The sequence below is a fragment of the Mycobacterium sp. smrl_JER01 genome (genome assembly GCF_048513595.2).
GTDB lineage: Bacteria > Actinomycetota > Actinomycetes > Mycobacteriales > Mycobacteriaceae > Mycobacterium.
Map to the genome: position 1 here is coordinate 105,793 of NZ_JBLXXK020000004.1, position 23,483 is coordinate 129,275.

Annotated in this window: 22 protein-coding genes and 1 pseudogene; 15 read left to right on the forward strand and 8 right to left on the reverse strand. The window is 65.6% G+C overall.

Going from position 1 to position 23,483, the window contains the following annotated elements:
- The first annotated feature begins 39 nt into the window (after positions 1-39).
- On the forward strand, positions 40-888 hold the full coding sequence (locus tag ACNUDN_RS31015; RefSeq protein ID WP_094295069.1) for a F510_1955 family glycosylhydrolase: 849 nt from the start codon (positions 40-42) through the stop codon (positions 886-888).
- A gap of 54 nt (positions 889-942) precedes the next feature.
- Complete coding sequence (locus ACNUDN_RS31020) at positions 943-1,740, forward strand: alpha/beta fold hydrolase (protein WP_083407547.1); 798 nt, start codon at positions 943-945, stop codon at positions 1,738-1,740.
- A 20-nt stretch (positions 1,741-1,760) separates the two neighbouring features.
- Here ACNUDN_RS31020 and ripC read toward each other — a convergent pair whose 3' ends face one another.
- The 5 genes from ripC to ACNUDN_RS31045 form a co-directional block, all read right to left on the reverse strand.
- On the reverse strand, positions 1,761-2,852 hold the full coding sequence (gene ripC / locus ACNUDN_RS31025; protein WP_094295068.1) for a peptidoglycan hydrolase RipC: 1,092 nt from the start codon (positions 2,850-2,852) through the stop codon (positions 1,761-1,763).
- Positions 2,853-4,074: 1,222 nt separating this feature from the next.
- Positions 4,075-5,214: a lysozyme family protein gene (locus tag ACNUDN_RS31030; RefSeq protein ID WP_094295098.1), complete on the reverse strand. Its 1,140-nt coding sequence runs from the start codon at positions 5,212-5,214 to the stop codon at positions 4,075-4,077.
- A 682-nt stretch (positions 5,215-5,896) separates the two neighbouring features.
- The gene (locus ACNUDN_RS31035) at positions 5,897-6,805 is read right to left on the reverse strand and encodes a ParB/RepB/Spo0J family partition protein (RefSeq protein ID WP_094295067.1); all 909 of its coding nucleotides are present in this window, start codon (positions 6,803-6,805) and stop codon (positions 5,897-5,899) included.
- Positions 6,805-7,521, reverse strand: a complete 717-nt coding sequence (locus ACNUDN_RS31040; RefSeq protein ID WP_094295066.1) for a ParA family protein — start codon at positions 7,519-7,521, stop codon at positions 6,805-6,807. The genes ACNUDN_RS31035 and ACNUDN_RS31040 overlap by 1 nt, the downstream gene beginning before the upstream one ends.
- 852 nt (positions 7,522-8,373) lie before the next feature.
- Positions 8,374-8,712 carry a helix-turn-helix domain-containing protein gene (locus ACNUDN_RS31045; RefSeq protein ID WP_238382151.1) on the reverse strand — a complete coding sequence of 113 codons (339 nt, stop codon included), beginning with the start codon at positions 8,710-8,712 and terminating at the stop codon, positions 8,374-8,376.
- Between the two features lie 237 nt (positions 8,713-8,949).
- Here ACNUDN_RS31045 and ACNUDN_RS31050 point away from each other — a divergent pair, with 237 nt between their 5' ends.
- Both ACNUDN_RS31050 and ACNUDN_RS31055 read left to right on the forward strand, forming a co-directional pair.
- A complete protein-coding gene (locus tag ACNUDN_RS31050) occupies positions 8,950-9,084 on the forward strand; it encodes a hypothetical protein (RefSeq protein WP_419125611.1) in 135 nt (44 codons plus the stop codon).
- A 164-nt stretch (positions 9,085-9,248) separates the two neighbouring features.
- Positions 9,249-10,178 carry a DUF2637 domain-containing protein gene (locus tag ACNUDN_RS31055; protein ID WP_094295064.1) on the forward strand — a complete coding sequence of 310 codons (930 nt, stop codon included), beginning with the start codon at positions 9,249-9,251 and terminating at the stop codon, positions 10,176-10,178.
- A gap of 12 nt (positions 10,179-10,190) precedes the next feature.
- Here the strand turns inward: ACNUDN_RS31055 and ACNUDN_RS31060 are convergent, their stop codons facing one another.
- The 3 genes and pseudogenes from ACNUDN_RS31060 to ACNUDN_RS31070 form a co-directional block, all read right to left on the reverse strand.
- Entirely contained in the window at positions 10,191-10,442 is a 252-nt protein-coding gene (locus tag ACNUDN_RS31060; RefSeq protein WP_419125612.1) for a hypothetical protein, read from the reverse strand.
- A gap of 71 nt (positions 10,443-10,513) precedes the next feature.
- A pseudogene (locus ACNUDN_RS31065) lies at positions 10,514-10,693 on the reverse strand (putative immunity protein); the annotation flags it as partial.
- Positions 10,694-10,918: 225 nt separating this feature from the next.
- Positions 10,919-12,094 (reverse strand): helix-turn-helix domain-containing protein, encoded by a 1,176-nt coding sequence (locus tag ACNUDN_RS31070; protein ID WP_428371508.1) that lies wholly within the window; start codon positions 12,092-12,094, stop codon positions 10,919-10,921.
- A 962-nt stretch (positions 12,095-13,056) separates the two neighbouring features.
- Between ACNUDN_RS31070 and ACNUDN_RS31075 the strand changes: the two genes are divergently transcribed.
- From ACNUDN_RS31075 to ACNUDN_RS31125, 11 genes are all read left to right on the forward strand, one after another.
- Complete coding sequence (locus ACNUDN_RS31075) at positions 13,057-13,200, forward strand: hypothetical protein (protein WP_202931604.1); 144 nt, start codon at positions 13,057-13,059, stop codon at positions 13,198-13,200.
- Entirely contained in the window at positions 13,200-14,825 is a 1,626-nt protein-coding gene (locus ACNUDN_RS31080) for a DUF4226 domain-containing protein (RefSeq protein WP_094295062.1), read from the forward strand. Before ACNUDN_RS31075 ends, ACNUDN_RS31080 begins: the two co-directional genes overlap by 1 nt.
- A gap of 33 nt (positions 14,826-14,858) precedes the next feature.
- Positions 14,859-15,173: a type VII secretion target gene (locus ACNUDN_RS31085; RefSeq protein WP_094295061.1), complete on the forward strand. Its 315-nt coding sequence runs from the start codon at positions 14,859-14,861 to the stop codon at positions 15,171-15,173.
- 9 nt (positions 15,174-15,182) lie between these two features.
- A complete protein-coding gene (locus ACNUDN_RS31090; protein WP_094295060.1) occupies positions 15,183-15,482 on the forward strand; it encodes a DUF2694 domain-containing protein in 300 nt (99 codons plus the stop codon).
- Positions 15,483-15,492: 10 nt separating this feature from the next.
- On the forward strand, positions 15,493-17,289 hold the full coding sequence (locus ACNUDN_RS31095; protein ID WP_431961467.1) for a hypothetical protein: 1,797 nt from the start codon (positions 15,493-15,495) through the stop codon (positions 17,287-17,289).
- Positions 17,286-17,696 (forward strand): YbaB/EbfC family nucleoid-associated protein, encoded by a 411-nt coding sequence (locus ACNUDN_RS31100; protein ID WP_094295058.1) that lies wholly within the window; start codon positions 17,286-17,288, stop codon positions 17,694-17,696. Before ACNUDN_RS31095 ends, ACNUDN_RS31100 begins: the two co-directional genes overlap by 4 nt.
- A gap of 79 nt (positions 17,697-17,775) precedes the next feature.
- Positions 17,776-18,459 carry a hypothetical protein gene (locus ACNUDN_RS31105; RefSeq protein ID WP_238382150.1) on the forward strand — a complete coding sequence of 228 codons (684 nt, stop codon included), beginning with the start codon at positions 17,776-17,778 and terminating at the stop codon, positions 18,457-18,459.
- A gap of 13 nt (positions 18,460-18,472) precedes the next feature.
- Positions 18,473-18,814, forward strand: a complete 342-nt coding sequence (locus ACNUDN_RS31110; RefSeq protein WP_094295056.1) for a hypothetical protein — start codon at positions 18,473-18,475, stop codon at positions 18,812-18,814.
- Positions 18,815-19,125: 311 nt separating this feature from the next.
- A complete protein-coding gene (locus ACNUDN_RS31115; RefSeq protein ID WP_238382149.1) occupies positions 19,126-19,428 on the forward strand; it encodes a hypothetical protein in 303 nt (100 codons plus the stop codon).
- The gene (locus ACNUDN_RS31120) at positions 19,428-21,857 is read left to right on the forward strand and encodes an EspK C-terminal domain-containing protein (protein WP_094295054.1); all 2,430 of its coding nucleotides are present in this window, start codon (positions 19,428-19,430) and stop codon (positions 21,855-21,857) included. Before ACNUDN_RS31115 ends, ACNUDN_RS31120 begins: the two co-directional genes overlap by 1 nt.
- A gap of 139 nt (positions 21,858-21,996) precedes the next feature.
- The gene (locus ACNUDN_RS31125; RefSeq protein ID WP_419120488.1) at positions 21,997-23,400 is read left to right on the forward strand and encodes an IS1380 family transposase; all 1,404 of its coding nucleotides are present in this window, start codon (positions 21,997-21,999) and stop codon (positions 23,398-23,400) included.
- Positions 23,401-23,483: the final 83 nt, after the last annotated feature.

Here is a 23,483-nt window from a genome sequence, read left to right on the forward strand (position 1 = left end):
TATTGAACTACGTAGATCTCGTGACCGGAAGGTGTCCGTGTGCTGATCCGCAACCTTTTCGCCATCGCCCTGACCGGGGCTCTGGCCGCGGCCTGTTCGTCGAACGCCCCTGAAAGCCCGCCACCCGCCGTCGCGCCGGGCATGGTGCACATCCACGGCCTCGGCATCAACCCATCTGACGACAAGCTCTACGTCGCAACTCATTACGGCCTCTACACCGTTGAGCAAGATCAGGCGCCCCAACGAGTTGGTGAGCTCTCGCAGGACTTCATGGGCTTCACCGTCGCCGGCCCCGACGAATTCCTGGCTAGCGGCCACCCCGACCCCGCCGATCGTCAACAGCCCCCGCACCTCGGCCTGATCAAAAGCAGCGACGCCGGCCAGTCCTGGGAACCTCTGTCGTTGCACGGTAGCGCCGACTTCCACGCGCTCAAATACCGCCACGGACGGGTCTACGGTCACGACAGCCAATCCGGCACCGTGATGGTTAGTTTTGACCAGCGGTCCTGGCAGCAGCGCGCAGAAGTGCCCGCCGCCGTCGACCTCGCAGTATCACCGGGTGCCCCGGATGAGATTCTCGCGACAGCACGCCAAGGGCTGCTCCGAAGCACCGACGGGGCGAGGACGTTCAGCGCAGTCACCGGTGCGCCGGCACTGCTGTTCATCAGCTGGCCCGACCGCGGTCCCCTGCTCGGCGCCGACCTCGAAGGACGGCTGTACACCAGCGCCGACGACGGGCAGACCTGGCAGCCGGGCCACTCGCTCAACAACAAACCCCAGGCCCTGCTCGCCGCGGGCAACGGTCAGGTCTACATCGCCACAGATACCGCCATCTACACCTCCACCGACAACGGCGCGACCGTCAACGTCCTCACCGCTGTCGAATAGACGGCTGGCCCGAAACCCCACGGAATACCGCACCAACGCATCTGAGGAGCCGCAATGCCGGATGACCACCTTCTCATCACCGATGGCGCCACCATCGCCTACCAGCTCAGCGGCCCACCCAACACGGTGCCAGTCGGCTATGGGCACGGCGTGCTCATGAGCCGGCAGATCGTGCGCGGCCTGGGCATCTTCGACATCGACACTATCGCCGAGGGCCGCCGTCTGATCACCTACGACCAACGCGGACACGGCGCATCACGGGGCCGACCAGAACCCGAGGACTATCGCTTCGAGCAGGCAGCCAACGATCTCCTGCGCGTCCTGGACGCGGCCGGCCTCGATGAACCCATCGATTTCGCCGGATCCTCGCTCGGAGCCGCTGCAGCACTGCACGCCGCCCTCAACGCTCCTCGCCGATTCAGGCGGCTGGCACTGGTGATCCCTCCCGTCGCCTGGGAAACAGGGCCCGATCAACTGCGCCAGTGGTACTTCGACACCGCCGACCTCATCGACTCCATTGGGACAACCGCTTGGCGACAACAATGGGCCGAAGCTCCCCCACTGCCGATCTTCGCCAACTACCGGCACGGCAAATTCGAACCCGGCGTCGACGACGATGTGGTCTCCGCCGCGCTGCGCGGAGTCGGCTCCTCCGATCTACCCGACCCCAATCGGCTGACCTCCATTCGCCAGCCCACTTTGGTGCTGGCCTGGGACACCGACCCCTTGCATCCCATCTCCACCGCCGAGCGCCTCGCTGAGCTGATCCCCGACTCGACGCTGCACGTCGCTCACACCATCGACGAGATCCGCAAGTGGACGGAAATCACCAGCCGTTTCTTCAACGATTGACGCAGCGCCGCGGCGGCGGCCTAGTACCGCCGCACGTTGTGAATCGGTGCCGACGAGATCGGCGCCACTTTCACCGGCGTTCCGTACGTCGACGCGTGCACCATCAACCCGTCGCCGATGTAAATCCCCGCGTGAGACACGTCAGCATAGAAGGTCACGATGTCGCCGGGCTGAACGTCTGAAAGCGCCACCGGCTGCCCGCCCTGCGCAAGCGCCTGACTCGACCGAGGCAACGACTTGCCGTTCTGCAGAAACGCCCACTTAATCAGCCCAGAGCAGTCGAACGCATCCGGACCGGTGGCTCCCCACGTATAAGGCGACCCCACCCGTGTCAGCGCCGCCTGGACCACCGCAACACCGTTCCCCAAGGAGGCCCCGCCCGCCGGGCCCGGCATAGCAACGATGCTCGGATCGCTCACCGGCGGAGTCGACGGCAAAGGAGGCGGCGCGGGGCCAGGGTCAGCCAGAATCGCTCGCTGATCAGGCGTCAAAGCGTCGTAGCGGGCCTGCACAGCAGCAGTCTGCTCCGCCATCCGACGCTGTTTGGCCTCCAGGTCGGTCCGCACTGCCGCGGCCTCATCGGCCGCAGTCCGTGCTTGGGCTGCCGACTTCGCAGACCCCTCCGCAGTTGCCGCGGCCCGCGCACTGGCCGACCGGAACGCAGCCATCTGCACAGTCAGCTCCGACGCAACCGTCTTCTGGACTGCCAGCTGATCGATCAAATCCTGAGGAGACGTCGCCGTCAACGCCGCCGCCAAGGTATCCGTGCGCCCCCCCACGTAGGCAGCCGCGGCCAACCTGTCGACGGCAGCCTGATACCTCACCAGATCGGCCGCCGCTGCATCCGCGGCCATGCGATCCGAAACCGCCCCCTTCTCCGCAACCTGCTGCGCTGCGAGCTTCTCGTCAAGGTCGATCTGCGCCGTGTGAATCTGCTCGGTGGTCTGCTCCGCCAGACGCGACAATTCAGTCAGTTCGGCAAGGGCATCAGCCGCCGGATCAGCGCGGACATCGGTTGCCAAAGGCGCTGCAACAACGCCGAAAGCAACCAAAATGCAGACGAGCCGTCTACCCAACGCGCGCGGCAGGACCGCCAGCACAGATGAATTCACAACAGCGAAAACCTTCGGCGAAGTGGGCAAGTACGTATTAGATACGTAGGTCACGGTTAGGTTACGAGGCCAGGCAGCCGCTGTCCAGCCGGGCCTTGCGAAACAACCGGTTTATCCGCTGACGGCCGGAACAGCCCTGAGATCCGGTGTCCCGTGTCCACGCCACTCGAAGCGAACCGCCCCGCGTCCCCGAATAGCACGGCGTGGCACATCCGATACAGGGGCGATGACGAGGACGCGCCCGGCAGGCGCCATCCGCGCCACCCGGCCGACCATGCGACGGTTCTGGCCAACGGCAGGTGCTACCAGCGCGCAGAAGAATGCGATCGCACCCCGACCTCCTCGCCGACACCATGCAGCGCGGCAAGGCAACTCCCGCTTACCTCAGGCTTTCTTGCCCGCCGCGTCGATCAGTCATCTTCGAGCTTGCGCGCTTGAGCGACGCGCCGCGCGTCGATCTCAACGGCCACGGCGAAACGATCGGGCGGCACCGCATCCGCTGGGCCGCACCGCCGGAATTTCTGCGCCGCCCGTGTGGTTCGACGCCATTTAGCCAGCACTTCTGTCCAGCTACCCAACTTCGGTATAAGGCCGCAATCCGTCACTGTGACGGCGCGCTGCTGTGGGCCGCATTGGCAGCCGCGGCCCAGCAGGATATGGGCGCCCACCGCCGCCGTGTCCGACGCGCACACATATTGCGCGGTGCGCCGGACTGCAACGCGGGTGCGACGGCTGCCTCAACGCGCCCTTCGGCGATCGTCGCTACCGGGATAGTGGCGCTGCCCCTCATACCATCGAAAAGTCCGCCATGGCCGCGCAGTCCAGAACTCCGCCTTTGACACGCCAGCCACCGACGAACGCTCAACTTCACCATTAGACGACCGAAAAGTGATGGTCGCCGTGGACACATGTACCTCCGTCCCACCGGCGCAATTCCACGCCTGTGACAGCGATCCACTCACCCACGGCCGCCCAGCGACCGCAGCTTCGGAGCCTCGATAATCCGGTGCTGACATCTGACAACTCCGCCACAACGGCGTGCAATCAGCTTGCGCGCTCGACTAGGTGAACTGCAAGAGCTGAGCCCTCGAAGCCGCAAAGCAATTCCACCAATAGTCTTACTTATTCTCATCCAGCCGGCGGATCCGCCATAAGCCGCCATCTCACATGAGAATCCGCCACGCAAATGCGAACCTACAAGAACAAAATCCCTCGATGCTGGTCAGTACCCCCGAGGGCTGGCGCTCGCGTTCGTCTGGGCCACCCGGGCGGCAAGGTTGGACCCATCCGGCCTCACGTCGTAGCGGTCCATGACGTAGTTCATCGAGGCGGCGATGTTGGCAACCGGTTCGTAGATGCTCGTCGAGGTGCCCGGCTGGTGATAGGCGGCGAAGGTGGTGGGGATGCACTGTGCGGGACCGCGGGAGCTGTTGGCCGGGGCGCCATCAGCCATCTGGGCGCCGTGGGCGTTGGAGTCGGACAGGTTGACGACATTGCCGTTATGGCCGCTTTCGCGGCCGGTGAGCGTCATGTAGCCTTCGTGCCACCTCGTGCGAGCCACCGGGTCGGTGACACCGCGGGCGTCCAGCGCGGCATTGATGGCCGCTGACATGGCCGCGGGCCCCTTGGGGAAGGTGCCGCGCCCGGCGAAACTGACGTCACCCACTGGGATCTTTGCGGCCGAAGAGTCCGGTGCGGCACCACGGGTCGCGGACGCCCGACGCGGCGACGACGAGCCCGAAAGGCCCGGAATCTTGCGGGTCAGGCCGGAGAGCGCCGACAGCGAGCCCAGCGGGGACATGGCGCCGCCGCCCATGGGCATTCCCATGCCGCCGCCCATCGACATGCCGCCGCCCATCGGCCGGCCACCGTAACCACCACCAGCAGAACGAATCATGTTCGCCAACGCGACGTTTCGCTGTTCGGATTTGGTGAGCAGGGCCTTGGCGCGGTCGAGCTGGCCTTCGAGATGATTGACCAGGACCTGCTTGCCCGCCGGGGTATCAGTGCTCGGGGCGATCGCATTGACCCCCGACCGGGTATCGCTCACCACGCCATTCATCCCGGCGCGGCCATCACGGGACTCGTTCGACGCCGCCACCACCTGCGGGCCCACCCCCCGATCGGCACCGATCACGTTGTCCAAAGCGGCCACACCACCGCCGCCAGTCAGCTTGTAGCCCTCTCCCCCACGACCACTCCAGGTCGCCGGCACCGTATCCACCGACACCCGCAGATCAGTCTTGAGGTTCTGCAACCCACTCGTCGAGGGCAACCCCGACGCCGACGCAGCCGGGCCGTACAACTCGCGCGCACCACCGAGCGCGTCTGCGGTCGCATCGACCAAGCCCTGCAAGGACATGAACGGCAGTATCACCCACCACCCACACCACCGACCACCACCAGAACCAAAATCGCTACTCGTCGTGCGGGACGATTCGGTTGTCGAACGCCACGAAAGTGCACGCCGGCGTCGGCTTAGGGTCATAGACCGTGCGCCAGCACGTCTGACACGTGTACGACCTGTGCGGGCCCAGTCCTACCCCGGCGCACGTGGAGCATTGCTGCGTCCCCACGAGAACCTGGCGAGGGCCGCGCAGCGGATGGCCGGCGGGGCAGAATTCCGGCGGGCCAGGCTCTGCGTAGCCCTTGGGCGTCGGTCTCAGCCGCCGCACCATCGCCCGATCATACGTTCAAAGGTTCTCGGCGTGCTTTCATTCGCCTCTAGCGCACGTGCTACGAGGGCCCGGGTGACGCTGCAAGCGTGGGGCGCCGCTCAACGATGGTGTTGTATCGACCCCATCGCCGCTCAACGCCCGGTCAGCTTCGACCAGCGCTTGGGGGTGGCCCACCCTCAAGCTAGGCTTCGTCACCCGCCCATTGCTGAGGCGCTCCGCAGTTGGCGCCGCTAAAACTGTTGATGCACAACATCACTGAGCGCAGCAGACTTTAGGCCTGCGACGGAGCTACTGCAGTTTTCCGCGGAAAACTGCCTTTTCCGCCGGGCAGTTTTCCGCGGAAAACCAGGCGGGCCCGCGACGCCTCTACTGCTTGACGAGCTTACGGAGCTGTGTCGCGAGAGTTCGCGCGCCGGCATCCCCAAGTTGACCGTGCAATGCAATTGCGAGCGCGCTTGGGTCGACGTCAAACCGCTTAAGTGCCCGACTCACCGACCGGGAGTGGGTCTGCGGCGCTCCGGGTCGGTCACCTTGCCCTCGTGACTCCTTCTCCCCTGCTGCGCCGTCCTGGCCCACCTGGTCAGTTTCAGTTTCAGCATTCGTGTCGGATTGCGCTCGATCCCAAGACGCCCGCTGCTCTTCCCAGGGGATTCGCGCAAGATCACGCGCCTCGCGGATCGGAAGTTCGCCGCGCCGAGTAGCTTCCTGAAGCTCGGGCGCCAGCTTGAGGAGTGCACGACGTTGGGACACCCAGGTTTTGCTCTTGTGTAGGTGGTCAGCCGCCGCGTCAGCACTGCCATACTCCCCCACCAGGCTCTCGACTGCACGAGCTTCTTCGATCACGTCGAAGCCTGACCTGTCGACGTTCTCGGCGATCACAGCGGTGAGAAGAGTTGCTCTGTCGGCAGCGAGTTCGTCCTTGATCACGATATCGAGCTCGGGCCGGCCGAACTGGTGCGCCGCTGCCAACCGCCGGTTGCCGAGAATCACAACCCAGCGCGCGTCGATCGGCGTATCGGGATACAACGCTTGATAGGCGCGTTTCGTGACGACTACGACTGGTTGCAGCTGATGCTGGACAATCGAAGCCAGCTCATCAAGGTTGCCGAGGGAGTCGCGCGGATTATGGGGATTACCGACAAGCTCGCGCAGCGGCACTGACCGCGACTGGCCGGCTCGGGGAATGATGGACGCGACTGATGCCCCGTCAACCGACGATTTGTCGCCGATAGTTTCGGCTAGCGCCGCGAAGCTCTTGACACCTCCGCGGCTCATCAGTGAACCTCCGCTGCCATCAACTCGTCGGCGAGGCTGTAGTAGTCCGACGCCGCGTTGGCTGCTTTCCCCGTCTTCTTGTACTGCGTGACGACCACTCCGTCGTTGGATGCATTCGTGTGGATTTTGTAGTGCCGGATCACGGTTTCAGCCAGGGGCCAACCGCGACCTCTAACAAACTCTTGGGTCTCGTTGAGCCAGTAGCTGCCATCGCGACTGTCGTGGTTGTTGATGAAGACGCGGTAGGGGAGCCCGCGCGGCTCCAAGATCTTGCGGATGGTTCGTGCGGTGGGGTCAAAGCACAGAGGCTCCGTCAGAATCGGAACCAGCACTTCGTCGGAAACGTCGAGCACGGTGCGTAGGGCATCTGCGGAGTGCCCAGAGCCAAGGCCGTCTCCGGAACCGTCGGGGTCCAAATCGAACCAGCCCGCGGTGTCGACATACACCTCGTCGATGCTTGGCAGGTTGTTCAACAGCGCCAGATGCTCAAGTGGATCGTCGTGGGCCTGGATCAGATAGAAGGGGAGTTCGCTGACTTGGCTCGCCCACCATGCGGCGGAACCCTGCGGGTCGATCGACACGGCGGCAACTCGAGGATCGGCATCGTCCGGCGAATCCTTACCTAGGCGCTCAGCGCGAACTGCGGCGAGGTTGACGGCTGCGGTGCTCTTGCCGACGCCACCTTTCTGGTTAAGTAACGTGATGACTCTGGACATTGCGTTAGCCCCTTGAGGTATACGAAATGCGCGAATGCGGCGCGCGAGAACGGTCGCCTGTAAGGCTACGTCCGCACGGTTGAATTGCCCTGGCGACACGCGCAACAGTCAAACAACTCCGCTAGTTTTCCGCGGAAAACCGAGCAGTGTCAGCTACCCCGCGGCTTACTCAAACCTGTCCGTGATCGCGTTCAGGAGTATGCCCCAAGCGGCTGTGACCAGCGCGTTCGCGTCAGTTTTCCGCGGAAAACTGCAATGTCGACCGGGTTCTCCGCGGAAAACTGGCCTTGTGGGAGTTGCCATCGGCGTACTCAATCGAGGGTCGATACGCCGCAGCTTGGAGGCAAGTCGGTCGAGCGTCCACGGACCGCGATGGGGGAGGGGCCGCCGGTACCAGACACACCCCGTTCGACCCCAGCGGCCGCGGCTGTCGATCCTCGCTGCCGCCACGGCTCCATCGGGACTCCATGCAGCTCCCGCGTGCGCGGCCCGGCGCAGGCCGCCCTGATAGGTCCGCCGCCGGTGAGGCTCAAGGCTCGGCGATAGCGCATCGCAGCCCAGCGACAATCATCCGTGGGCAACTGCCGCCGGGTTGGTCCGATGGCTCGACGGGCCCTTGCGTTCTGGTAGCCAGTCGCTTGGAGGCTCCACGCCCGGCATCTACGCGTCCGGCCGGGGGCTGCGGTGCTGTCGGTGGGTCGGGGGAGGGCGCAGCGCAAAAGCGTGATCGAAGGGTGTGGCGCGAGCTCATTTGCGCTGGCCCGCCATGGTGGACCGTGCCTACGCTCCTTAGGCCGCTGCGCTCAGAACGGCGCGCTCAAGGTTGCCCGGCGGCGTCCCTCGGGTCGGCCGCTACGCCCGGGGTTTGACGTCCGCGGCGGTGACGTCCGCGGCCAGCGCTTGATGTAGCAGCTCGATTGCAGCGTCCCAGATTGGATGCGGGTTTCTGCGGTAGTAGACGCGGCCCATGCCGTCTTGTCGCGTGATGAGGCCAGCCTCAGCGAGGTCCTTCAACGGGGTTTGCAGTGCGCTCTGCGCAGGAAAGTTCAGCTCGGCGGCTAAGTCGCTGGGGTTGACTAGGCCGTCACCCTGGGCAATGGCGGCCATCGTCGCCAGCCGGTGTTTCTGCCCAAAGACAACCGAGGAGAGCTTCTGCACTCCCGCCGATTGCGCATAGGACACGCCTGACATGCTATTACAGGAATCGTGTTACACAGTTCGTGTTACTGATATTCTGTTACACAGATCCCGTAATGGCTGGTCAAGAGCTTAGAGCAGCCTTCCCAACGAGCTGATCGGAGCGGTCTGGTGGCGGACATCAGTGCGAGCGAAGACACGGCTGGTCGACGGCGCAACTGGCGCCACCGGGAGACCCGTGCTTCATCCAAACTCGTGGCCAAGCGTGTCAGCGAGGAAGATCATTCAGCATTGACTCGGTACGCCGAGTCCCGTGGGGTCAAGGTTGCCGAGCTGCTGGCGCCGGCGGTGGAGGACCTCATCGCCCGAGCGCATGCGTTCTGTGAGCAGGACGATGCGCTGCCGCGCCCGTTGAAGGTGTCCTAGAGCCTCGACTGATTCCTGCAGGCCTCAGCTGTCGACTGAGGTCGTCCAAGCGCGTGCAGGCTCTGCCCGGCGATCTGGCCCGAATGTGCCCGTAGTCGTGGACAGCGCGAAAGTCGGTCGGGAATGCTGCGCTGTGACGGCCCAGCAACGAAGGCGGACATTTGATGACGGCATTGCTTAGTGACGCCGCGTGCGGCTCGCTACAGGAGGATGAACCCCGTCCTGACCGCACCAACGGTCTTGCAGACGGCACCAGACCCTTAGCGCTCAACGAGGAGCAATCAGCCTTATCTGCCAGTGCGAGGCACTCCCATCAAGCGTCGAAGCTATCGCTCGTTCGTATAACCCGCGCCGCGGCGGTCGGAATCACCGTCCTAGTTGCAGTTTTCAGCTTCGCGCTTTCATTTTCATCGCTGGCTGATCTCGCGGCTCGCACGGTGTGGCCGGACAAGTTCGCGTGGCTGTGGCCGGTCATCATTGACGGGACGATCGTGCTTGCGACGATGGCGCTGGTGACGTTTTCTGCCTACCCGGAACAGCGCGGACCCCGCCGGTACTTTTGGGCGCTACTAACGGTGGGCGCAGCAGTCAGCGTGGCGGGGAATGCCGTACACGCAATGCTGCCCGACGGCCGGCTGCCCGAGCAGCCATTGGGATCGTTGGGTGCCGCGGCGGTCGCCTGCGTTCCGCCATTGGCGCTGGTACTCGTGACGCACGGGCTTTCCATTTTGTGGCGATTCACGCCCTACGAGCAGCCCGACGAGACTGCCCAACGACGGGAAGACGCCCTAGCCCTAGCGGCTGACCGCCTTGAACGATGGGAAGCCGTGGCCGCAGCAATTCACGAACGCGGGCAAATAACCTCCTATCCCACAGCCAAGATCGCGGCCGCCCTCCGGCTTCTCCACGACACTCAACCGCCCCTTGCGCTGCGTCAGATCGGTCAGCGGCTCGACCTGCGGCACGACACGGTGGCAAGAATCCGAGACGCCGCGAAAAGTGTGCTCGCCGAGAGCACCCTACGACCGGGGGCTGCTCGGTCCCCGATTTCGGGTGACGTTTCCGAGCGGTCGTCAGTAGACCAGGAACGATGAGTGGCCCGTCGCCTAAGTGTGCTGCTCCTCATGCAGCTGCCGCCCAAGCGGTTCAGAAGCCGGCGCCCTTGCGAACTGATACCCGGAGGCCCCGCCGGCCTTCTTCAACCACGATGCGGTCCATGATTCTGCGCGCAGATGATCCGGGAGCTGGCCGGCCTGCCACTGACGCTCCTCGTACATGTCGTCCACACTCTGGTCCGGCGATCGTGCAGCGATAGCGCGGAGTGCATAATAGGCACCCCCATATGGGTGTTGCGGCACGTGGGCAGTGGGGCAGTGGCGACTGCCTGGCCCGCCACGCGAGCAGCCGCGATAGCAGCTGGATCAATGATCTCTTTGGCGGCCGAATGGGCATCCAGCGACGCCTTACGGATCACAGCCACGCTGATCTGACCAGTGCTTACCCACACACGCCCAGTCTCGATTGCCCGCCGGGGACGCAGGTCGATGGGATCAACCGCCTCGAAGGTCGGCAACACGCGCTCGGCGCAATCAAGTGCCCATGTCGCCATTGCACGCTGATCGTCACGCGAGTACTTCTAACTCACCACCTTTCATCCGGGGACAAAGACCGCCCACAACCTCAGTCTGGCGTGTCACGGACCTCATCAGACAGCACACCTAATCGGCGAAATGCCTTTAACTGAAACTGTTGTTCGGTTCGGCCGTCGCTTAACGACGTCGCCGGTCCCGGCTCCGCCCCAACAATCTTGGGGGAGCCAGCCGCCGAAGATTGATCATCGGCCCCGCCGCCGGGTTATTGCCGCCAACACTGCGGCGACCTCAGCGCGTCCCGGGCCATGCAGTGCTTCCCGTCCGACTTCCCTTCCACGGGCGTGCTCCTGGCGCTCAGCTTCGCGCTGGATAGCCCGTTCCGCGCGCTGAGCGGCCTCAGCAGCAGCGGCGGCTTCCGCGTACGCCATAGGCCGCACCGACAGCTCGTTATGCGCCGTGTACGCCGCCAAGATGGCTCCGATCAGCCCGATCGGCCGAGGGGGAGCGTCAGAAATCCGGTGGCCACCGATCAGCCATTCCGACACAGCCGCGTTCAGGTCCTCGGCGGTCCATCCGGCACGGGCCGGCGCGGCCAGAACCGCTGCCCAGGCGCCGGTACCGTACTTGCGTGACCACGGTGGAGCCTTCGGATGCTCGCGCCACGTTCGCGCCAAGCGCTGCCCGTTTCTGTCGATGTTTCGGCGGCGCGTAGCGACGCCTTGCCGGGCGCCTCTGGCGCCCGCGTGGGTAGTAACCAGTCTCCTTAAAGGTGAGATAGCTGTCTTAAGTGGGGACCGTTCCAGGTGGGGTGTCAGTATGTGGATAACCCGGGTGACCTGCTGGTTGTCGTGCAACGCCCAGACTGAGGCCCACCCACGGGATCGATCACCCATCCGCCAGGACGCCATCCGCTCCACGAACGTCCGCTGGCGGCCGCGGACCACCTCGGTGGCCACGCCGAGCAGACGTAAGCACTCCCGCGCCCGCTGAACAGTACGTTCCGAGAACCCCGTCCGCGTCGCGAGCGTCGCCACACTCGGCCGGCAGTTTCGTCCGGTGCTGCGGTCAGCGAAGCGCGCCATTTCCGCGGCGATGGTTACCACGGCTCGCTTGGAGACCGGCGCCGTCATCTGTTCCCGGATCTGTGGGTACCGCTGGTCGTAGGCGCACGCCACGGTGACCTGTGCCCAACGTGTAGGGCCTCCGCTCCAGCACGCGACGCCGGCATGGGCGTCCGACCCGAGTTCGAGGTTGACGAACTGGGCGGGAGAGGGCAGATCGCGCCCGGCCATACGGCGACCACGACGGATAGCCAAGACGTCCGCCACCGGAGTGGTTCGGATCGTGCCGCGGCGACGCACGGCGGTGCTGCAGCCGCGATATGCACGGGGCGAATTGTCCACATTCGGGGTGGACATATGGAGAAACGCGGTGCGCAAGTCTGGACCAGTGCCAACGCATGCGCTACCGTGAGACCTGTCTTCCACGACAGTTCCCTTCGGGGAATGTGGCGTTCGCGCCCGACCCGCCCTCCGGTTCCAGCCGGGGGGCAAAGTCGTTTTATCGGCGCTTTCGCCTATTCAGATGTGGGAAGTTGGCAGTGGTTCCTCATGGCACCACTGGCGTCGTCACATCGCCAAGGGCAAACCCTCCTGAATCGCTGATAGGGGTAGGGCACCCCCACCGAGGATCTCGGCGATGGCACGAGCGTTGTACACCGAGCGGGGGAGTCCAGCGTCCTGTGCTCGCGCGACGAGCTCGCCAGCGACGGCTGGGTGGACTCGTACTGTGCAATGTCTCGTAGCGGTGCTGGGCCGTGTCAGTGCGCGGACGTCGGTCCCGACGCGGAGCGTCAGGATCAGCTGGTGGTGTCGAATAAGGTCAGGACGGTCGACGTGCCATGCCAGGAGGTCGGCCAGAAATGGTGACCGGTCGAGACATGCACGCGTCTGGTCCACCAGGCGTTCCAGGCTCGGCCAGAAGGTGGCAGTGACGACCACTCGCGGACCGAGATGCGGGCGGCCGCGGGGTGTAGCCGCCTGTTGCGCAGTCAATTGCGTTGCTCCTCTCACGGTCGTTTCGCGCTTGTCGCTGGTCCCTGACGGCGTCGATCTTGTGACCTCTGCGGCTCCTGATGCGAGTGGTACTTGACGAAGTTTCGCACGCAAGTGGCGGATTAACCGCCGAGACACGCTGGTCACCACCAGATCGTGGCAAGGTTCGAGCAGAGCTGATCCTTACGCACCCTCTTTCAGAAAAGCCACCGACACGCCGAACATTGGAGATCAGATCGTGATCTTGGGGGTGTCGGCACCGAGATTTACAACGAATGTGCCAAGGGTGGTGGACCGCCACCGCCTGCAAATCTATGGTCCGACGCATGAACTCCTTTGTCGCGCATCTGCTGGCCGCAGTGCTCGCCGACGCAGCCGATCAGCTGTCCGGCACACCGCCCAGTGCGCAGATCTCGGTGGCAGACAGAACCGTCTCGTGCTGCGGAGGCGCTGAGGCAAGGGGCCGCTAATGGCCACCGCGGCCGAAGTCGTGGCGGCAGTTGACCACATCATGCGGTTCAAGCCTGACTGGCGCGGAACCCTCAACGACTCCGACTTCGCCGCGCTCAACGAGATGTACCAGCGGGCCAAACATCACCCGGAGGAATGGCTGAGCAACCGCGATCTGCCCACCACGATCGACGACAAGTATCTGGGTGCGCTGCGGCTGGACAATCCCACCCTCTTCGATGGGGGGAAGCTGGTCGACCCGCTCGGCGCGCCCCCGGCGACAGTGCCGGCCAGTGTCGACGCCCCGCCTGCCGCGCCTGGCCAGGCCCCCCCAGCGCCTGCCGACGACGGCTTTTCCGGTCGTGCGGCTGAGGCTTCTCAGCGTGTCGATGACGCGTTGGCCAAGAACACGACCGCCCTGGCCGAGGCCGACGAAGAACTCGTCGATGCGGTTCTGGGTGCCAAGACCGGATCCGATGAGGGCAAGGCGCAGCTGCAGGCACTGCAAGCTGCACTGGTGGACCAAATCCACAAGCTGGGACCAACTTTGGACACTCCGGCCGGTCAACAGCAGCTCAACGACTTTCTGCAGAGCAAGACTCAAGAAATCCTGGGCATCGTCAAGTCCTCCGGCATGGACGCCGAATCCAAGGCCGAAGTGCTCGATGCGCTTTCGCAGCGCTACGACGCGGTGAAGGACTCGGCTGGTTCCGGTACCGGCTCCACGGACCCGGCCACGACCGGGGGCAACGGCCAAAGCGGTAGCGGCACAGGCGGTTCCGCGGGAGGCGCACCGGCACCGGCCGACACTGGCACCGGGGCTGGCGACCCCCTGGCCAGTGACCCTCTGCTGGATGGGTTGGCCTCTGATCCGCTGATGGCAGGCCTTGGTGGGTTGGCCGGACCGGCGATGGGTGCGCTGTCTGGGCTTCCGGGCGCGATGGGCTCGATGATGCCGGGAATGGGCGGCTTCGGCGGCGGAGGTGGCCTGGGCGATTTGGGCGGGGCGATCGGCGGCGCGATCAAGGAAGCTGCGTCCGCGCGACCGCCTGAGGACGACCCTGCCGAGGCGCTCAAGGATGATCCGCTGGCGGCCACGCCGGACGGTTCTGAGCGGGACAACCCTGAGGATGAAAAGTCCGACGAAGCCGCTGCCGACGACGCCAAGACAGATGACCCGGCGACCGAGCCCGCGGCGGCAAAGCCTGCTGACGGAGCACAGCCTCAGCCGGTAGCCGCTGAAACCGGTCAGGTTCCTCCTGCCCAGCCCGGCCCCGACGTTTCGGTGAAGCTGCCGGACGGATCGACCGTCACCGCAGAGAGCCCGCAGCTGGCCCACGCCGGCCGCCTGGTCCTCGAAGGCGCCAGCCTCGACGACGCGGCCGGACAGGCCCACATCACAGTGCTGCCCCCCGGTGCACCGGTCAACGATCCGGTCTCGCCCAGCCAACTCAGAATGATGGACTACGCCCAGTTCACCGATCACCGCGTGATGGCCCTGGGCAACGGCAAGGTCTGGCTGAACGGACAGGTCACCCCTGTTGAGGAGATGCCCACCGGCCCGAATTTCCTGGGCTGGGCACGTCCGCAGATCCAGACAGCCCCTGCAGCTCCGGCAGCAACCGTGCTGGCGGGGGCCAATTGAGTGTCCGCACCTACAGACGAACGGGGTTAAATTATGAGTGTGGTTGTACAGGTCGATCCCTCTGAGCTGCGTCGTCGCGCAGAAGTGCACGCGCAGGCGATCGATCAGATCGTGGCCGCACGCGCCGACAACGAGCGGATGACGACTGAGGCGCAAACCTTGGGCCCGCTGTATCACCAGGTCAAAGCGTCGGTCAGCGAGGTTGCAGCCAAGCGCGACGCCGCGTTGGCCAGCGAGCAGGCTCGGCATGAGCAGATGCGTGACGCCCTGCTGGCCTCGGCAGCTGAGTACGAGCGAGTCGAGGCTGAGAACCGGGCGCGCGTGACCATCAGCCCGTCCGACACTTAAGGGGGGCTGGTGTTTGAGTCGGCGCAGCAGACAACGGTGGAAGTCTTCGAGGCAACCAGCCACGACGAGTCCATCATCGTCTCTGTCGACCGCCAGGGTGCGTCGGTCGGGGTGCAGCTGGAGCCCGAGGCGATGGATCTCGCCGACGAGGAGCTCGCGGCGCGGATCATCCGCCTGAACACCCTGGCTTACCTGCGATCACAGTTGGCGCTGCGGTTGGAGATGGAAGGCAATCGTGTGGAGAACGTGGGCTCGTTTCTGCCCACTGAGGACCAGGTGGCCGCGTTCGCTATGACCATCGACTTTTAAGGGGGGAGACATGCCAAGCAGTGGGGGGCCACGCGTTGATGTCGACTTCGGCGGGATGGCCACGCTCGCCGCGACGATGACCTCGGCCGCAGGCAGTCTGGCCGCGCTGGCCGCTGCGCCCCCCGTGCACGCCCCGCTGGCGCCAGACGAGGTGTCGACCACGGCGGCGGCGCGGCTCTCCGAGCATGGGGGAGTGCTGTCCAGTCGGGCATTGGATGGTGCGGCAGTCCTCACCGCCGCCGCCCAAGCCGTGGCCGCGGTGAGCATGGACATGGCTGAACGCGAAGCCGCCAATGCCGCATCACTGGCGTTGCGAGGGGCACCCGCGGCACCGGTAGGCGGACCGGCGACCCAGGCTGCAGTCAAGACCAACGCGGTAGCTCCTGACACCCCGATTTCCCCGATGGCCCCGCGACCCGGGGAGGTGACCGCTGGGCTGATCGAGGCGGGCAGCAGCAGCACCGGCACGACCTTTCACACTGCCTGCCAGGCCTACCAGGGCGCTTTTGAGGCGTGCGCCGTCGCTGCCCGAAACGCTGAGAGCGCCGTAGCGGCCGGCATCACCGGGCGAACCGGACCACAGCTGGCGGCCTCGCTGAACAAGTTCGCATCCTGGGCCGATCAGATGGCGTCCCACTCCGCCACGGTCGCCCAAGCCGCACAAGATCACGGTGGCCGCTTTGACCGCACCCAGCAAGAAACTCCGCGCACCCAGGCGTTCGCCGACACGCGGCAGTCCATGACCCGCGCGCAGATGCTGATGATGCAGACCGGCGGCCTGATGGGCGCTGACCAGTTCGTGCGGTACGGCAATCACCTGCAGCAGCTCGACACCACAGCCACCACGGCAGGGGTGTCCTATCACCTAGGCGAGTTGCCCCAAGCTCCGCCGCCACCGCCGCCGGTCACCGACATCGTGAAGGACGGGTCCAGTACGCCGAGCGAAGGGTCCGGGCAACCAGGGGAGCGGAAGCCCGGCGACGGCGAAGATCAGTCCGGCGCAGCTGCGTCGTCAGATACCGGCGCCGCGGCCAGCGAGACCGGGGGCGGCGACCCCTTGGCCGACCCACTGGCCGATCCTGCCGCCGATCCTCTGCTGGCCGGCGGCGAGGGCGCTTCGCCGATGGGCGGTGACCCGATGCAGCAGATGTTGCCGATGGCGGCAATGGTTCCTTCCATGCTCGCAGGCGCTCTCGGTGGCGCCATGGGGGCAGTGACCAGCGTCCCGCAGCAGCTGATGGGCGCCGCTCAGCAGGTCATGCAAGGTGCTGCGTCAAGCCTTCAGGAGGAGCCTGACCTCGGGCTCGACGACGCTTCGCTCGATGACGCAGGACTGTCTGACTTCGGTGGTGGCCTCGGCAGCGGCGGTGGTGGCGGCGGTGGGGGCGGCATGGAGCCAGCCGGTCTCGACACCTCTCTGCCTCCAGGCGGGGGCGCGCTGGCCGCTGCCTCAGCGCCCACCGGTGGGGCACCGTCGCTGCCGTCGAGCGGTGGGGCGGTCCCGCCCGGCTCACCCGCGCCCGCCGGTGCCGGTATGGGCGGGATGGGAATGATGCCGCCGATGATGGGCGGCATGGGTGCCGGTGGCGGCGCTGGTGGCGATCGGGCGAAACCGCCACCGGACAAGACCGTGGTCATCCCCTCCATTCCGAACGGGGAACCGGTCAAAGGTGAAGTTGAGCGCCGCCAAACTGTCAGCGTCGACAACGCCGCCGCAACCAAAGCGACACCTACTGATCGGGCTGCGCCAGGGCGGCCGCGCCGCCGCGTCACAATGCCACCCGATCCCGAAGGGGATGCGAAATGACCGCAGCACACGGATCCGCCGCGAGGCCGGCGACCACACCGACCAACGGTGCCCGCCCGGCTGCCTACAAATCGGACGCCGAGCTGGTCGCCCAAGCCGTCGCGCGCATCGAGCGTGTGCAGCAGACCCTGCGGGATCTCCGCAAGAAGTGGGCCAGCATCGACGTACACATGGAAAGCGCTGATGGCGATGTCCAGCTGTCGGTCAATCACCATGGGCGGCTGGTGTCATTGTCGCTGGCCCCGGGATGCACCACCCGCTACACCAACGAGGGACTCGAGCGGGTCATCAGCACGACGTTGCAAGCCGCGGTCGCCGACGCCTACGCCGAGCGTGAAGTCATCGAGCAGAACGCAGAAAAGGCAGCCGAGGAGGCAGCCCGGCTACTCAACAACCTTCAGCAATGAAGAGCCCGCAGCGAGCTGGTTATGGCGGATCGGGCCGTGCTGGTAGCCACATGTCGTCTATCGGCGTTACGGTTGATGTATGAGTGAGGGCACGTCACCGCAGGTCGGACCCGCTGCCGCGGGTCCCGGCTCGCCGTGGGCACCCCCACGCGGACCAGAGCAGCCACCCGTGGGTGGATTCCCGCCGCCGGGCAGCCCGACCGGTGTGCTGCCTCCTCATGCGTCCCAGGCAGCCCCGTACATGCCGCCGCCGGCAACCCCGCCGCGTCAACGCACGCCGAAGTTGGTGTGGGGACTCTCGGGCGGCGCAGTCGTACTTGCGGTAGCGGCAGTAGTGATGGGCGCTCTTGCTTGGACGCGCCCCGACCCAGCGCCGGTCACCACAACAGTGACGCCCTCCGCACCTGTTTATAGCGCCGAGGAAGTCAGCGCTGCCCGCGACGAGGCGTGCGCGGCAGCTAAGTCGGTGGTTGCCGCCGTCTACGAGGCCTCCGTGCCCCTCGTAGCGGCGCTACCCAACCGAGAGAGCCCCGAATACAAAGCCGCACTCGCCAATGAGCAGGCGGTGGTCCTGGTGGAGATGGAGTACCTGCGGCTGCACATCCCGCCGGCCACGCCACGCGAAATTGCTGACCCGATGGGCGACTACATCGATGCCACGCTTGCCGTGCTGGCCGCCGATACCAGCGGCCAGGACCGCAACCTACCCGCACAGCAGGGCCAGACCGCGATGGACAAAGCCCACGCGGCCTGCCAGAAGTAGAAGGGACAACTTAATGCCTGCAGTTACCAAGCCCTTCAACCTCAAGCCGGTCGAGGCTCACGCCGCGAACGCGTCGGCTCCTGCGTTGGTTGCCGAGACTGTGGCCCAAGCGCCGTCTGGCGCAGCGTCATCCGGCGCTGTTGCTGCCTGCGCGGCCCGTCCGATGTGGGCGCCGCTGACAGAGACCATTGCCGAGGATGAAGTAATTCGCCAGGGCCTCAACGCGGGCGGCGGACGGCGGATCGCGGGCATCTATCAGCGCAAGACTGAGTCCGTCACGTCGATGGAAACGATCGAGAACGAAAACCGGCAGTCGCTCACCCTCATCCCCAGCGGAGGGACCGTAACGGTATGACTACTTACGCGACCTCAGCGACCCACCAGCACCCCCAACCCGGTGGTCCACCCGCACCTCCCCCCCAAAACGCGGGTGGGCCACCAGCTCAACTGACACCGCGACCACGCCGCACCGGAATCGTCGCCGCTGCAAGCGCATTCGCCATTGCCGCCGCCGCGACAGTAGGAACGGCGGTCGCGCTCGGCAGCCCGATCACACCTGCTCAGCACATGGTCAACGTGTCCCCCCCACCATCACCAGCCGATTACAGCAGCGCCGAAGTCCTAGCATCAAAGACCACTGCGTGCGAGGCCTGGGAGCAGGCGGCTTTGACGACTGCTGCTGCCGCCCGAGCGCGCGCCGCTGTTGCGCCGGGCGAAGGCGCCATGGACGCTCGTTTCGACGCCAGAGCCAACGAAAAGCGCGTCAGCATGTCGCAGGTCTCCTTCCTGCGCACTCAGATTGAACCTGCCGCGCCCGAAGACATCGTGGCCCCCATCAGCGCCTGGATCGCTTCCGAGATCGACAGACTGCATTTCGTAAACATGCGGGACTGGCCAGCGGCAAGTGCGGCCCTTCAACGCGGCAATGACCTCGTGGATGTGATCGCGCCTGCGTGCGGGTTGCGCTAATGCCATCGACAGGGGGAGGGGCGGGATCGTATGGCCCGCTGATCGTTACGCCGGACATGGTTCCGCCGGACGCTGCCCATTGGGACGCCCAGGAACAGTCCTACAAGGCGGGAGCGGCGGCATGGGACGGTATCCACCAGCAGATCGTGCAAGACAATGCCGCATTCCGCGACGCGGCCGACTCCACGGGATTCGATAGCGCACATCAGGCTGGAGCAATGCTGGCTGAGGAAGCCAAAACCATCAGTGAGTGGCACGACGGTGTTGCGAAGAAATGCAACGGCATTGCCGTGGTACTCCGCGAAACTGCTGCAGGGCAAGACCAACTGGTCCGTGATGCGGACGCCGCGATCAACGCCGCCAAGCTCCCGGGGGAGCGCGAAACTTTAGTAACCGCGTACCACGCCCAGGCCCGAACCCAGACCGGTTGGGGCGTGGAAGCGGCAATGGCGCTGCACACTTCTTTCAAGGCCACAGCCGAAAACACCCGCGCTCTCGACCTTCTCACTCGCTACGGTGACATCGCGGCGAGCCCCGCAATTACCCCCGTCGACCACAACACATCACCTGGGATCACCCAAGAAGACGATCCATTAAAGCGCACCGATGACGCGGGCGACCCGGTGGAAAGCCCGAAGACGCCCCCCGCCGATCCCACAGGATCCGGAGCTACTCAATCAGGGATTGAGCCCGGCACCTCCACGGCACCAGGCGACGGTGCACTCGCCGCGGCGGCCAGCCCGCCGGTGACACAGGCGACTCCCGGTGCGACATCACCGAGCCGAGCGGCTACACCGCTTGGCGGTGGTGGCATGCCGTCGATGGGCGGCATGGGATCTGGTGGTGGCGGCCTTGGTTCCGGCGGTGGTATGCCGAAAATGCCGGGCGGCCTTGGCTCCGGCGGCATGCCGGGGATGGGATCTAATCCGTTGAGTAGCGGCATGGGTCAGGTGCCCGGCGCGGGAAGCGGATTGCCAGGTGGTGGAGGGGTTCCGGGCGCAAGCACCGGCGCTGGTTCACCGGCGGCGGCTTTCTCCCAGGGCTTGTCGACTGGGGCGGGCATCGGTGGTGGGATGCCGTCTGCTCCACCGGCTCCGCCGAGTCCGTCGCCGGCGCTGACTGGAGGGGGACACGCGGCACCGGTGGCACCCGTCTCGGCTGCTCCCGGTGGTGGCGTCTCACCGGCCTCAGCTCAGCCGGGCATGGTCACTCCGGCCGCTCCGGCGGCCGCCACTTCGACCGGGGCCGGAATGGGCACTGGTGGTGGTACTCCGATGATGTTGCCGCCTGGGTCGATGGGTCCACCGGCCGGCGCTGCGCCGCCGCCTCCGGCGACGGTCCCGGCGGGCACGCTCGCCGCTGGTGGCAATGCGCCTGCAACGCCGTCGCCGCCAGCAGGCGCCGGAGGTGGTGCGACGCTGATTCCGGCGAGTGTGGTCGCAGCGGGCCAGTCCGCTGCCGCCCGGGAGCGGCGTGAGTCGGCCGATGCGGCGGCGGCGAAGGAGTTGGCGTGGAAGCTCCAGCACGCTGCTCAGGCGGTCGGTTATCCGATCGAGTGGGCGGTGGGAGTCTTTCGTTCACCTAGCGGCACTGAGACTGTCGTGACGTCCAACGATGGGGCCAGCTACATTCCCGCTGGTGTCTATGTGCCCCGCTCAGCACGCGTACTGGCAACGGATCCTTTGTTGGACGACCATTTTCGACAGTTGTGGTTCGGCTGGGCTGACCCGGCGCGAGTGCTCATCGAGTACGCGCAGCTGCGCGCTGAAATGGGTTGGCGGCTGGTGGCGGCTGCGACGACGGGCCCGTTAACGGCGCTGCGCGATGCCGGCGTGGAGCATCCGCCGTCATGCACGCGACAGACGAACCCGCTGCTTCAACCGGGCCAGCAGACCGCTGCGCCCGGGCTGGACGGAATGCACGAGCACCGATTGGCGGCGCTGTGGCCTGATGTGTATCCGCGGCTGCTGCGCGTCATGGACGCTGACCCCCTGCTCCAGGACAGGATCGTCGCTGCGGCCAGCGCCCTGCTGATGAACACGGCCACCACCCAGGGCGTCGCGGTCGAAGGGGGAATCCCCAACGCTGTTCGTCAGATCTGGCTGACACGCGGCGGAGATCGGGATCCAAGCCCACAGCAGTGGGCTGAGTACGACGCGGCGGCCAAGGACTTCAATACCGTCACGTCGATTTTTCGGCCGGGTTTCGTTGGCCAGGCCGATCCGAGCGAGACCATCGAAGAACTTGCTCGCTATCGCGCGCACTGGATGGTGGCGCGCACAGCCGAGCTGATTGGTGGATGGGCTACACGGCCGCTGCCGCTGCCCGACATGTGTTACGCAGCTGCGACCGCCGGGAACGTCCATATCCGCGATCTGATCGTTGAGTCGCTGGCCAGCGTCGAAGAGGACCTCGTGCACGCTGGGTGAACGCGCCCAGTCCACATTAGCCTCGATCCACTGATGAATTGGCTGGTCAGTGAGTGTCGGAACGAGGAAAGTGCCCCTTGAGCTGGGATGATTGGTGTTCTCTAGGCATCAATCAGACCGGTTCAGAAAGGCACTTCCAGTGCAAGTGTCCCATAGGTTCGCCGTGTCCTCGGCAGTGTTCGACGATGCCCATCTCGTGTCGTGCGCTGGGCTTGTGCCGGTGATGACCTTGGCGGAGCAGTGCGGACTGACGGCGCTGCTGGAACGCAAGGTTCGGTTCACCTGCGAGCGGATCAAATCTGGTGCGGCCAATCCGTCACCCAAGCTGAGCACGCTGATCGCCGGGATGTGCGCCGGTGCAGACAGCATCGATGACCTCGACATCGTGCGCTGCGGCGGGATGAAAACGCTCTTCGACAGTGTGTATGCGCCATCCACGATCGGAACTTTGCTGCGGGAGTTCACCTTCGGTCACGCTCGCCAACTCGATGGTGTGCTGGGAGAACACCTGGGCGCACTCTGCGAGCGAGTGCCACTGCTGCCCGGTGCTCACGAACGGGCATACATCGACATCGACTCGCTGCTGCGCCCGGTCTATGGTCACGCCAAACAGGGCGCTTCCTACGGACACACCAAGATCGCCGGGAAACAGATCTTGCGCAAAGGTCTCTCACCGTTGGTGACCACCCTGAGCACCGACCACGGCGCTCCGGTGATCACCGGAGCCCGACTGCGGGCCGGAAAGACCAACTCTGGCAAGGGCGCAGCGAGCATGATCGCTGCGGCCGTGGCGACCGCCCGCGGGGCCGGAGTCAGTGGCCAGATCCTGGTCCGCGGCGACTCCGCCTACGGCACCAGCACCGTGGCCGCGGCCGCCCGCCGCGCCGGAGCCCGGTTCTCGCTGGTGCTGAACAAAACAACAACCGTGGCTGCGGCGATCGAGTCGATCCCCGAGAACGCCTGGACCCCCGTGTCCTACCCGGGTGCGGTCCGCGACCCCGACACCGGTGTCTGGATCTCCGATGCCGAAGTCGCCGAAATCGGCTACACCGCCTTCAGTTCCACCGAAACCCCGATCACCGCCCGCCTGATCGTGCGCCGCGTCAAAGACGCCCGCTACCCCGACGCGTTGTTCCCGGTGTGGCGGTATCACCCGTTCTTCACCGACTCCGACGAACCCATCGATGCCGCTGATATCACTCACCGCCGCCACGCGATCATCGAGACCGTGTTCTCAGATCTGATCGACGGACCCCTGGCCCACATGCCCTCAGGACACTTCGCCGCGAACTCAGCATGGATCCTGTGCGCGGCTATCGCCCACAACCTGCTGCGCGCCGCCGGCGTACTCGCCGGAGGAACCCACGCGGTGGCCCGCGGGGCCACCTTGCGCCGCACAATCGTCAACGTCGCGGCCCGGCTGGCCCGGCCCCAACGCCGACCGATCTTGCACCTACCAACACATTGGCCGTGGACAGACCAGTGGCTGGCACTGTGGCGCAACACCATCGGCTACAGCCCACCAGCAGCCACCCCCGCCTGACCACCGCCGAGAGGCCCGACCAGAAAACCACAGGAAAAGCTGGACAGACCAGCGACTACCTCGTGCTCACACCCCTGCAGACC